The following is an 11,059-nucleotide window of genomic DNA, read 5'->3' as shown; positions in this document are numbered from 1 at the left end:
ACTTTCCGGCCCCGGGAAGACTGAGGACGCACGAACTTAAGGAAAATGTGCTGATGGACGCCATTTCCGTAATCCGCACCAAGCGCGACCGCGGCCGTCTGACCGACGAGCAGATCGACTGGATGATCGACGCGTACACGCGCGGCGAGGTCGCCGACGAGCAGATGTCCTCGCTCGCGATGGCGATCCTGCTCAACGGCATGGACCGCGCCGAGATCGCCCGCTGGACCGCCGCGATGATCAAGTCGGGCGAGCGCATGGACTTCTCGTCCCTGCCCGTCCCGACCTCGGACAAGCACTCCACCGGCGGCGTCGGCGACAAGATCACCCTGCCGCTGGCCCCGCTCGTCGCCGCCTGCGGCGCGGCCGTGCCGCAGCTGTCCGGCCGGGGCCTCGGCCACACCGGTGGCACGCTCGACAAGCTGGAGTCCATCCCCGGCTGGCGCGCGCTGCTGTCGAACGACGAGATGATGCAGGTCCTGCGCGACGTCGGCTCGGTCATCTGCGCCGCGGGCGACGGCCTCGCCCCGGCCGACAAGAAGCTCTACGCGCTGCGCGACGTGACCGGCACGGTGGAGGCGATCCCGCTGATCGCCTCGTCCATCATGTCGAAGAAGATCGCCGAGGGCACGGGCTCGCTCGTCCTCGACGTCAAGGTCGGCTCCGGCGCCTTCATGAAGAACATCGAGGACGCGCGCGAGCTCGCCTCCACGATGGTCGGCCTGGGCACGGACCACGGCGTGAAGACCGTCGCCCTGCTCACCGACATGTCGACCCCGCTCGGCCTGACCGCGGGCAACGCCCTCGAGGTCCGCGAGTCCGTCGAGGTCCTGGCGGGCGGCGGCCCGGCCGACGTCGTCGAGCTGACCCTCGCCCTGGCGCGCGAGATGCTCGCCGCGGCGGGCCTGCCGGACGCCGACCCGGCCAAGGCGCTCAAGGACGGCTCCGCGATGGACCACTGGCGCCGCATGATCCAGGCGCAGGGCGGCGACCCGGACGCGGCCCTGCCGGTGGCGCGCGAGCAGCACATCGTCACGGCGACCTCGACCGGCGTCCTGACCGGCCTCGACGCCTACGCCGTCGGCGTCGCCGCCTGGCGTCTGGGCGCGGGCCGCGCGCGCAAGGAGGACGCGGTCCAGGCCGGCGCGGGCGTGGAGCTCCACGCCAAGCCGGGCGACGAGGTCAAGGAGGGCCAGCCCCTGATGACCCTGCACACCGACACCCCCGAGAAGTTCGTGTACGCGCTCCAGTCCCTGGAGGGCGGCGTCGAGATCTCGGCCCCGGGCACGGCCTTCACGCCGAACCCGATCGTGCTGGACCGCATCGCGTAAGCGGTCCGACAAGAAGTGACCGGGCGCCCCGGCCGACGCGAGCCGTCGGCCGGGGCGCCCGATGCGTTGCCGGCCGCATCGCATATTTTGTCTGTTGCGCAATCCAGGAACTGTGAGCGCGAGTGCCCCGTTGTTCGCGATGAACGCGGGAAGCCAGGACAGTTGGAGGAGAGTTCATGGGCGTGTCCCTGGCCAAGGGCGGCAACGTGTCACTGAGCAGGCAGGCCCCCGGCCTGACCGCCGTGACGGTCGGGCTGGGATGGCGGGTGAGTGCCACCGCGGGGGCCGGATACGACCTGGACGCCAGCGCGCTGCTGTGCGACCAGGCCGGCAAGGTCCTCTCCGACCAGCACTTCGTCTTCTTCAACAACCGGCGCAGCCCCGACGGTTCGGTCAGCCACTCCGGCAGTGCCACCGGGGGCGACGACGAGCAGATCGGCGTCGACCTCGCCCGGGTCCCGGCCGAGGTCGCGAAGATCGTCTTCCCCGTCTCGCTCTACGAGGCCGAGCAGCGCGGGCAGAGCTTCGACCGGATCGACAGCGCGCACATCCGCGTCGTCGACCAGGCAGGCGGCGCCGAGCTGGCGCGCTTCGACCTCAGGGGCGGTACGGGCGCGGCCGAGACCGCCATGGTCTTCGGCGAGCTGTACCGGCACGGCGCGGAGTGGAAGTTCCGCGCGGTCGGCCAGGGATACGCCTCCGGGCTCGCGGGCATCGCCACCGACTACGGCGTCGACGTCCTGCGCGAGACCCCGGCGCCGCCTGCCGTCCCGCCCGCCCCGGTGACCACGGCGAAGGCGGAACCGCCCGTGCCGTCCACGGCGTCCGCACCTCTTGCCGGCACCGTGCCGCAGACCCCCACGGTCGCCGCACCCATTGCAGTACCTCAGCAATCCTCAGGGAGTTCCACCGTGACGTGCTTCTTCGACCCGAACCATGGCCCCGGCATGGCGTCCGTGATGTGGTCCCCGCAGTGGGGAGTGCCCCGCCAGATCCAGACGTGCAACGGCTGTGCGCAGCGGGTGCAGACCACGCCGCCGCCGTACTACACGGCCCCCCAGCCTCAGGCGGGCTACCCGCAGGCCGGCTACCCCCAGCCCGTCCAGCAGGGCTACCCGCAGCAGGGCTACCCCCAGCAGCCCGCTCAGCAGGGTTACCCCCAGCAGGGCAACCAGCAGCAGGGCGGCCGCCGCTTCGGCACGGGCGCGCTCATCGGCGCCGGAGCGGCCGGCCTCGTCGGCGGCGCGCTCCTCAACGAGGCGATGAGCGACGACGAGCCGGACGTCGTCGTCAACAACTACTACGAGGGCGACGACGACTACTAGTCACCGGGCGCCGTGAACGGCGAAGGGCCCGCCCCACCAGGACAGGTGGTGGGACGGGCCCTTCGGGTTTGTGCGGTCCTCCTGCGAGGCCCTAGCGGCGGGCCACCGCGGCCGGGGAGCGCCGCTCCACGAGCGCGCGCCGCGTCGCGTACAGCGTGATCGAGGCCGCGGCCAGCATGGCCAGGAAGCCCAGCACCACCGTGCCGTCCCACCCCGCGCTGCGGAACGCGAGCGCGCCCAGCGTGCCGCCGACCGAACTGCCCAGGTAGTACGCCGTCTGGTACAGCGCCGACGCCTGCGCCCGGCCCGTCTTCGCCGTACGGCTCACCGACGACGACGCCACCGCGTGCCCCGCGAAGAAGCCCGCGGTGATGAGCACCAGACCCAGCAGCACCGCGGTCAGCGAATCCGTCAGGGAGAGCAGCAGGCCGAGCGTGGTCGTGCCCATCGCCAGATACAGCGCCCCGCGCCGCCCCAGCCGCCCCACCAGCTTCCCGGCCGCGGCCGACGAGACCGTGCCCACCAGGTAGACCAGGAAGATCGAACCGACGACCCCCTGCGGCAGGTTGAACGGCTCCGCCGCCAGCCGGTAGCCGATGACGGTGTAGACCGCGCCGAAGACGGTCATGAAGAGCGCGCCGATCGCGTACAGCCTGCGCAGCAGCGGATCCGCGAGATGGCCGCCGACCGTACGGGCCAGCGCGCGCGGCGAGACCGTGGCCGGGGTGAAGTGCCGCGCCTTGGGGATCAGCAGCCGGAAGGCCACCGCGCACACCACCGCGAGGATGCCCACCGCGCCGAGCCCGGCCCGCCAGCCCCACGCCTGGGCGACCCAGCCCGCGAGGATGCGCCCGGACATGCCGCCCAGGCTGTTGCCCGCCACGAACAGGCCGATCGCGCCGACCAGGGCCTTGGCGCGCACCTCCTCGGCCAGATACGCCATCGCGGAGGCGGGCAGCCCCGCCAGCGCGGCACCCTGCACGGCGCGCAGCGCCACCAGCCAGCCCAGGTCGGGGGCGAAGGGCACGAGCAGGGCCACCAAGGCGGCCACACACAGCGAGGCGGTCATCATCGCCCGCCGCCCGTAGCGCTCGGACAGCGCGCTGAGCGGGACGACGGCGACGGCGAGACCGCCGGTCGCGGCCGAGACGGTCCAACTCGCCTGATCCGGCGTCACACCGAGGTCGTCGGAGATCGCGGGGAGCAGGGCCTGCGTGGAGTAGAGCAGGGCGAAGGTGGCGACACCCGCGGCGAAGAGCGCGAGGCTCGTCCTGCGGTAGCCGGGCCCGCCGGGCACCAGCTTGTTGTCATCGGCGGAGGAAGGAGCGGGGGACGACAGTGCGGTGGCACCCGAGCGCACGGTGACGACGGATGCCCCGGTATCGGCAGGAGGCATGTACCGACCGTATGCACGCAACGCTCATGCGTCCAATGCACAAATTCGCGATAATCGATCCCATGCAGCATGACCGCAGGCCAGGGGCGTCACTGTCACCAACCGGCAATGAAAGCGTGACGAGGATTTTTGACAACTCGGTAACACCCGACACTCCTGACATCAAGGCGGATTCCTGGGCCGCGACCCTCACGCCCCGCCTCGCGCAGTTCGTCGCCGTCGCCCGGCACGAGCACGTCACCCGGGCCGCGCACCAGCTGGAGATGCCGCAGTCCACCCTCAGCCGCTCCATGGCGCGCGTCGAACAGGACCTGGGCGTCGCGCTGTTCGCCCGCCACGGCCGCACGCTCTCCCTCACCGCCGCGGGCCGTACATTCCTCGCCTCCGTCGAACGGGCCCTGGCGGAGGTCGAGCGGGCCGCCGAGTCCGTACGGGCCGACGCCGACCCCACCGCCGGGAAGATCGCCTTCGGCTTCCTGCACACCCTGGGCTCCGAGACCGTGCCGGAGCTGATCCGCGCCTTCCGCGCCGACCATCCGCGCGTACGGTTCCAGCTCGTGCAGAACTACGGCGAAGCCATGCTGGAACGGCTGCGCTTCGGCGACCTCGACCTCTGCCTGACCTCGCCGCTCCCCGACGCGCCCGACCTCGTCGCCCGCCGCCTCGACGAGCAGAAGCTCCGCCTCGTCGTACCCGACGACCACCCGCTGGCCGGACGCAAACGGGTCCGCCTCGCGGAGGCGGCCACCGAGCTCTTCGTCACCCTCGAACCCGGCTACGGCCTGCGCCGCATCACCGACGCCCTCTGCGCCGAGGCCGGCTTCACCCCCAAGGTCGCCTTCGAGGGCGAGGACCCGGAAACCCTGCGCGGCCTCGTCGCCGCGGGCCTGGGCGTGGCCCTCCTCCCACCACCCGCGGTGCCGCGTCCCGGCGTCGTGGAACTGACGGTCACGGCGCCGCGCGCGGTCCGCGAGATCGGCGTCGCGTGGCTGGACGGCCACCCCGACACGCCCCCGGTGGCGGCCTTCAAGCGCTTCCTCCTGTCCCGCAGGGGGCAACTGCTGCCGCGCTGATTTCAGCCCGTCCGGCGTTTGAGGACAGCGCGCGGAGCGTGCTTCGGGGTCTGGGGCGGAGCCCCAGTTCGGGAAGGGGCGGGGTGGGGAACAAAGCCCGCCGCAGGCGGCAACGGCTCAGTACCCCAGCGACGCACCGAACCCAGAAGCAAGCGGCATGCGCAGCCCAAGCGGCGGCGGAGCCGCAAGCGCATCGGCCACCGGCCGCGCGTAATGCCGCCCGAAGAGCGACCCGAGCACGAAGTCGACGGAAAGAGCGAGCACTTCGGCCCGATGCTGATGCAGCGCGTGCCCATCGGAGTGCACCTCGAAGCGGCACACATCCCGATTGACCTTCTTCGCCCGCTCGGCGAGCCGGAACGACAGGTCAGGGTCGGTGCGTTCGTCGTTGGTGCCGTGCACCAGCAGCACCCGCCGCCCCGAGAGCTGGCGCACGGGATCGGGGTCGAGCACGGACTCCGGCTCGGGCAGCCAGGGGGCCAGCGCCAGTACGGAGGTGACGGCGGGGTGCCCGGCGGCGCGCAGCGCGGCCCGGCCGCCCATGTCCGTACCGATCAGGCACACCGGTACGTCGCCGTAGCGGCGCAGCACTTCGTCCGCGGCCCACTCCGCGTCCCGTACGGGATCGGCCGCGGAACCGTTCCAGCCGCGGTGGCGGTAGCGGACGACATGGGTGACGAGCCCCTCCGCCGTGCCCGAGCGGGCCAGCCGGCGGGCGAGCGGGCGCTGCGCGGCCAGCGCCAGCGCCGAGGGACGGCGGGTCCCGGCGGGGCGCCCGCCGGGGAGTAACAGGGCCACGCCGTGCACGGAATGCTCCGCGCCGAGCGGTTTTCCGAGGCGGGGGGAGCCGGTCCCCGGCCCCCGTGGGTCCCGCTGCGGCAACGCTTGCTGAGGCATGGCAGAAACGATGGCAGAACGCCGCGCGGTGTCCACCCCGCCGATGGGTCACCGTTCCGTATCGTTCGCCGATATCTACGCGCGTAGGGGCTAGAGTGCCGAAATGACGACCGAGACCACCTCCCAACCCACCCCCGAGCAGATCCGCCGCGCCCCCAAGGTGCTGCTGCACGATCACCTCGACGGCGGACTGCGCCCCGGCACCGTCGTCGACCTGGCCCGCGCCACGGGCTATGACGGCCTGCCCGAGACCGACCCGGACAAGCTGGGCGTCTGGTTCCGCGAGGCCGCCGACTCCGGCTCGCTGGAGCGCTATCTGGAGACCTTCGCGCACACCTGCGCCGTGATGCAGACCCGTGAGGCCCTGGTCCGGGTGGCCGCCGAGTGCGCCGAGGACCTGGCCGGGGACGGCGTCGTCTACGCCGAGGTGCGCTACGCCCCCGAGCAGCACCTGGAGGGCGGTCTCACCCTCGAAGAGGTCGTCGAGGCCGTCAACGAGGGCTTCCGCGAGGGCGAGCGCCGCGCCCGCGCCAACGGCCACCGCATCCGTGTGGGCGCGCTGCTCACCGCCATGCGGCACGCGGCCCGCGCCCTGGAGATCGCCGAACTCGCCAACCGCTACCGCGACTCGGGCGTGGCCGGCTTCGACATCGCGGGCGCGGAGGCGGGCTTCCCGCCCACCCGCCACCTGGACGCGTTCGAGTACCTCAAGCGCGAGAACAACCACTTCACCATTCACGCGGGCGAGGCATTCGGCCTGCCGTCGATCTGGCAGGCGCTCCAGTGGTGCGGCGCGGACCGGCTCGGCCACGGTGTGCGCATCATCGACGACATCGAGATCGCCGAGGACGGCACGGTCAAGCTCGGCCGGCTCGCGTCCTATGTGCGGGACAAGCGCATTCCGCTGGAGCTGTGCCCGACCTCCAACCTCCAGACCGGTGCGGCCACTTCTTATGAAGAGCACCCGATCAGCCTGCTGCGCAAGCTGCACTTCCGGGCCACGGTGAATACCGATAATCGGCTGATGAGCGGCACCAGCATGAGCCTCGAATTCGAGCACCTGGTCAAGACGTTCGGCTACACCCTGGACGACATGCAGTGGTTCTCCGTCAACGCGATGAAGTCCGCGTTCATCCCATTCGATGAACGTCTCGCGATGATCAACGACGTCATCAAGCCCGGATACGCCGAGCTCAAGTCGGAGTGGCTCTTCCGGCAGACGGTGACGGAAACCGCCTGACCAGCAATTCTGTTTCCCGTCGCAACCGACGGTGAATCCACGGGTAATAGCGTGAAAACGGCCGGGACTTCAGGTCCCGGCCGTGTCATTCATTGCGGCTTCCCGGCTCTCGTGACTAGGTTGCAGTGCCGCTCCAAATTCCCCCGTCGCGAGGAAAGAATTCAGATGAAGCAGGGAACCATCAAGACTCTCGGTGTCGCTGTGCTCGGTGTCGCCTTCGCCGCCACGGCGGTGGGCAACGCAGCCGCGCTCGGGACCGCGGGCGCCGTGGAGACGGTCACCGGCACCGCCGCGACCACGATGGGCGGGCTGCCCGTCCAGCAGGCCGCGAAGCTCGCACCGGCCGGGGGCCCCGTCGTCGCCGCCGCGGACCGCGCGGTCGAGGGCGGCATCCTCAAGGCGCCCGCCCAGGCCGTCGACAAGGCCATGGCCCCTCACCTCCCGAAGGCGCCCGAGCTCCCGGTGGTGTCGAAGAAGTCCGACAGCAGCCCGGCCGGCAACGGCACGGGCGGCGGCAGCACGAGCGGCAAGGTGAACAGCTCCGGCAACAAGGGCCTGCTCGGCGGCCTGCCGACGCTGCCCACCAACGGCCTGCCCCTGCCGAGCATCGGCGGCTGAACCCCCTGCGCGAAAACGGCGGGCCGCGCATCCCCAGCACCGGGATGCGCGGCCCGCCGCCGCGTCAACCGCACGGCAGGGAGTATCACCAGGACGTGTCGGCCCCGCCGCGGCCCTTCTCGGCGGGCAGCAGCACCCACAGCGCGAGATAGAGCAGGAACTGCGGGCCGGGCAGCAGGCACGAGAGCAGGAAGATGACGCGCATCGTGGTGCGGGAGGTGCCGAAGCGCTCGGCCAGGCCCGCGCAGACGCCGGCGATCATCCTGTGGTCACGGGGGCGGACCAGGGGAGCGGACATGATGGCGACTCCTCGTCGTCGGTCCGGCGGCGTCGGGGACGCGCCGTGCGGGAACGTTTCCCGATGCCTACGACGCTACGGCCACGAACCGGAGCAGAGCATCGCTCTACGGGGCGATCCCGACCCTGGGGATCGTCGGGGTCCGACCCTGGGACGGCTCCTTCCGGCGGAGGGCCTCCGGTCGCCGTCCGTCACCCCTGCGACGGAGCCGGGCCCGTACCGCGGGCACCACCGCGAGGTGCGCGACGGCGACGCCCGTCACGTTCAGCAGCAGCGCGTCCACGTCCAGCACCTGGCCCACCACACCGCTCTGGACGACCTGGAGGGCCAGCGACAGCATCGCGCTGGTGAAGACCGTGCGGGTCAGCGAGCCCAGCGGTGAGGCGTCGAGCCGCCCTCCCGCCCACGGCAGCAGCACCCCCAGCGGCGCCAGCGGCAGCATGCCCGCGCCGATCGCCCGCGCCGCCTCCCAGGGACTCAGGGCGAGGTCGGCACGGATCGTGGCCAGCGGCTCCAGCGGCGCGGCCGTCACCCAGGGCGCCGTCAGCGGCCGCAGGGCCAGCCAGCCGACCGCCAGGAGATGGGCGACGAGCAGCACGCACCCCGCGACGCGGTAGCGGTATCGGAGGGCGGGCGTACCGCCGTAACCATGACCCTGCACGCCCCACAGGACGCGGGGTGTGCGCCGTCCGGTTCCGCCCGTGACGACGGAGAGTGGCGGACGCCCGCGGTGACGGAGAGTGCCGGGGGCAAGGGAAGGGGCAAGGGACGGGTCAGGGGACGGTCGTACCGCTGATGTCCGCGGTGTCCGGGTGCGTGCGCATCTCCTCGGTGCAGCCGAAGCTCAGCGGCCGCGTGTCGCCCGGCCCGCCGAGGATCACCGTCGACCTGCCGTCGGCCGCGGCCGTCCCCACCAGCGAGCACACCACCTGTGCCAGCGCGACCTGCGGCAGCTCACCGGGCTCCCGGCTCAGCCGCAGCGTGCCCGCCGGGTCGCCCGGCCGCGGCCCGGCGATCGTCAGCCGCTGCGGGACCACGGTGATCAGCCCGGCGTCGGCCTCCTCCCCGGACGGCACCTTCCGCAGCTCGTCGAGGAGCGCGCCGGCGACGACGGCCGCGTCGTCGGGCTTGTCGGGCAGCGAGACCCGGCGGGTCACCGGCACCAGCTGCGAGGCGCACTCCAGCTGCACGGTCACGGTGGCCAGGCCCGCGGCCGCGCTCGGGTCGGGGCGGGCGACGCACGACGCCCGGGACGGGGCGCCGCCCGCGTCCACGGGCACGGCGGTGCCCCGGATCCCGCACGCGGACAGCGCGGGGAAGGAGCCGAGCAGCGTCAGTGCCAGGGCGGCGGTTCTGATCCTCACGTTGGCCGTCTTCACTTTCCGTCCTCCTCCGCCCGGTCCCGGCCCTGCTCGTCCGTGAGCAGGGAGGCGCCGCCGGCCTCCGCCGGGTCCTCGCCCAGGGGGAGGGTCAGGGTGAAGACCGCGCCGCCTTCGGGGGAGTTGGCGGCGGTGATCCCGCCGCCGTGGATGTGGGCGTTCTCCAGGGCGATCGACAGGCCGAGGCCGCTGCCCTCGGAGCGCGGCCGGGAGGCGCTCGCCTTGTAGAAGCGGTCGAAGACGTGCGGCAGGACGTCCTCGGGGATGCCGGGGCCGTGGTCGCGCACGTCGATCCGCAGCGAGCCGTCCTCCGTGCGCACCGACACCCGCACCGGCGACCCGCCGTGCTTGAGGGCGTTGCCGATGAGGTTGGCGAGGATGACGTCGAGCCGGCGGGGGTCGAGCCGGGCCATCATGCCGCGCTCGGCGTCCAGCTCGACGGCGTCCAGCCAGGCGCGGGCGTCGATGCAGGCGGTGACCTGGTCGGCGACGTCCACGTCGTCCAGGACCAGCCGGGCCGTGCCCGCGTCGAAGCGGGTGACCTCCATCAGGTTCTCCACCAGGTCGTTCAGCCGGCGGGTCTCGCTCACCACCAGCTGCACCGCGGGCGCGATCATGGGGTCGAGGTTGTCCGCCTCGTCCTCCAGCACCTCCGTCACCGCGGTGATCGCCGTGAGCGGGGTCCGCAGCTCGTGCGACATGTCGGCGACGAAGCGGCGGCTGGACGCCTCCCGGGCGCTGAGCTCCTCGACCCGCTTCTGTAGCGACTCCGCGGTCCTGTTGAACGTGCGCGACAGATCGGCCAGCTCGTCCGTGCCCGACACCTGGAGCCGCGTGTCCAGCTTGCCCTCGCCGAGCCGCCGGGCCGCGTCGCCGAGCCGCTGCACGGGCCGCAGCACCGTGGACGCCGCGGCCTGGGCGAGCAGGGCGGAGCCGATCAGCGCGAGGCCGGTGGCGATGCCCAGCGACCAGGCCAGCGAGTTGAGGTCCTGGCGCTCGTTCTCCAGGGACTTCAGCAGATAGCCGGTGGGACCGCCGCCGATCACCTTGGCGCCGCCGATCAGATACGGCTTGCCGCCGAGCGTGATCCGCTGCCAGTACAGGTGGTACGCGTAGCGGTTGGAGTCGTCGATCCGGCGCTCGCGGTCCACCGCCGCCCGCAGCGACTCCGGCACGACCTTCGGCGTGAACAGATCGGGCTTGGAGGGCGCGACACAGTCGCCGCCGCCGGACTTGCCGATCAGCAGCACCTCGTACTTCTGCGAGGTCGACGCCATCCGGTCCGCGGCCGCCTGGAGCTCCTGACAGGTCGGCGCCAGCGGCAGCGAACCGGTGTTGTCCTGCAGGGACTTGCGGAAGTCGTCGAGCGCGGCGTCCTGGGTGCGGGTGAGGACCGCGTCGCGGTTCAGCCAATAGGCGATGGCGGACGCGGAGACGGCGGCGGCCAGCGCCACCAGCGCGAAGACCAGCATCAGCCGCAGCCGCAGGCTGATCCACCGCAT

11 protein-coding genes are annotated in these 11,059 nt (G+C 72.3%); 5 read left to right on the top strand and 6 right to left on the bottom strand.

What is annotated here, in order from left to right; genetic code table 11:
- Positions 1-47 precede the first annotated feature (47 nt).
- Positions 48-1,331: a thymidine phosphorylase gene (locus tag ABD269_RS04815; RefSeq protein ID WP_344116335.1), complete on the top strand. Its 1,284-nt coding sequence runs from the start codon at positions 48-50 to the stop codon at positions 1,329-1,331.
- Between the two features lie 176 nt (positions 1,332-1,507).
- Positions 1,508-2,656: a TerD family protein gene (locus ABD269_RS35300; protein WP_425572833.1), complete on the top strand. Its 1,149-nt coding sequence runs from the start codon at positions 1,508-1,510 to the stop codon at positions 2,654-2,656.
- A gap of 91 nt (positions 2,657-2,747) precedes the next feature.
- On the opposite strand, the gene ABD269_RS04805 is transcribed toward ABD269_RS35300, so the two are convergent.
- Positions 2,748-4,052: an MFS transporter gene (locus tag ABD269_RS04805; protein WP_344116332.1), complete on the bottom strand. Its 1,305-nt coding sequence runs from the start codon at positions 4,050-4,052 to the stop codon at positions 2,748-2,750.
- A gap of 62 nt (positions 4,053-4,114) precedes the next feature.
- On the opposite strand from ABD269_RS04805, the gene ABD269_RS04800 reads away from it, so the two are divergent.
- Positions 4,115-5,125, top strand: coding sequence for a LysR family transcriptional regulator (locus ABD269_RS04800; RefSeq protein WP_162890346.1), 1,011 nt, complete (start codon positions 4,115-4,117; stop codon positions 5,123-5,125).
- Positions 5,126-5,242: 117 nt separating this feature from the next.
- Here the strand turns inward: ABD269_RS04800 and ABD269_RS04795 are convergent, their stop codons facing one another.
- Positions 5,243-6,022, bottom strand: a complete 780-nt coding sequence (locus ABD269_RS04795; protein WP_344116329.1) for an alpha/beta hydrolase — start codon at positions 6,020-6,022, stop codon at positions 5,243-5,245.
- A gap of 103 nt (positions 6,023-6,125) precedes the next feature.
- Between ABD269_RS04795 and ABD269_RS04790 the strand changes: the two genes are divergently transcribed.
- Positions 6,126-7,262, top strand: a complete 1,137-nt coding sequence (locus ABD269_RS04790; protein WP_301892827.1) for an adenosine deaminase — start codon at positions 6,126-6,128, stop codon at positions 7,260-7,262.
- 165 nt (positions 7,263-7,427) lie between these two features.
- Positions 7,428-7,880: a hypothetical protein gene (locus ABD269_RS04785; protein WP_301892826.1), complete on the top strand. Its 453-nt coding sequence runs from the start codon at positions 7,428-7,430 to the stop codon at positions 7,878-7,880.
- Between the two features lie 85 nt (positions 7,881-7,965).
- Here ABD269_RS04785 and ABD269_RS04780 read toward each other — a convergent pair whose 3' ends face one another.
- The 4 genes from ABD269_RS04780 to ABD269_RS04765 form a co-directional block, all read right to left on the bottom strand.
- On the bottom strand, positions 7,966-8,178 hold the full coding sequence (locus ABD269_RS04780; protein WP_344116326.1) for a PspC domain-containing protein: 213 nt from the start codon (positions 8,176-8,178) through the stop codon (positions 7,966-7,968).
- 106 nt (positions 8,179-8,284) lie between these two features.
- The gene (locus ABD269_RS04775) at positions 8,285-8,839 is read right to left on the bottom strand and encodes a VanZ family protein (RefSeq protein ID WP_344116324.1); all 555 of its coding nucleotides are present in this window, start codon (positions 8,837-8,839) and stop codon (positions 8,285-8,287) included.
- Positions 8,840-8,951: 112 nt separating this feature from the next.
- The gene (locus ABD269_RS04770; protein WP_344116322.1) at positions 8,952-9,542 is read right to left on the bottom strand and encodes a hypothetical protein; all 591 of its coding nucleotides are present in this window, start codon (positions 9,540-9,542) and stop codon (positions 8,952-8,954) included.
- Between the two features lie 11 nt (positions 9,543-9,553).
- Complete coding sequence (locus ABD269_RS04765; RefSeq protein ID WP_344116529.1) at positions 9,554-11,059, bottom strand: ATP-binding protein; 1,506 nt, start codon at positions 11,057-11,059, stop codon at positions 9,554-9,556.

This window comes from Streptomyces blastmyceticus (genome assembly GCF_039521185.1).
Classification (GTDB): domain Bacteria; phylum Actinomycetota; class Actinomycetes; order Streptomycetales; family Streptomycetaceae; genus Streptomyces; species Streptomyces blastmyceticus.
The sequence above is the reverse complement of the archived record's forward strand: the minus strand, read 5'-3'. Positions and strand labels throughout refer to the sequence as shown.

Bases quoted from the DNA above. Each gene is read 5' to 3' on its own strand.
- ABD269_RS04785 (WP_301892826.1), top strand. From the start codon at position 7,428: ATGAAGCAGGGAACCATCAAGACTCTCGGTGTCGCTGTGCTCGGTGTC.
- ABD269_RS04795 (WP_344116329.1), bottom strand. From the start codon at position 6,022: ATGCCTCAGCAAGCGTTGCCGCAGCGGGACCCACGGGGGCCGGGGACC.
- ABD269_RS04800 (WP_162890346.1), top strand. From the start codon at position 4,115: ATGCAGCATGACCGCAGGCCAGGGGCGTCACTGTCACCAACCGGCAAT.
- ABD269_RS04780 (WP_344116326.1), bottom strand. From the start codon at position 8,178: ATGTCCGCTCCCCTGGTCCGCCCCCGTGACCACAGGATGATCGCCGGC.
- ABD269_RS04790 (WP_301892827.1), top strand. From the start codon at position 6,126: ATGACGACCGAGACCACCTCCCAACCCACCCCCGAGCAGATCCGCCGC.
- ABD269_RS35300 (WP_425572833.1), top strand. From the start codon at position 1,508: ATGGGCGTGTCCCTGGCCAAGGGCGGCAACGTGTCACTGAGCAGGCAG.
- ABD269_RS04805 (WP_344116332.1), bottom strand. From the start codon at position 4,052: ATGCCTCCTGCCGATACCGGGGCATCCGTCGTCACCGTGCGCTCGGGT.
- ABD269_RS04765 (WP_344116529.1), bottom strand. From the start codon at position 11,059: ATGCGGTGGATCAGCCTGCGGCTGCGGCTGATGCTGGTCTTCGCGCTG.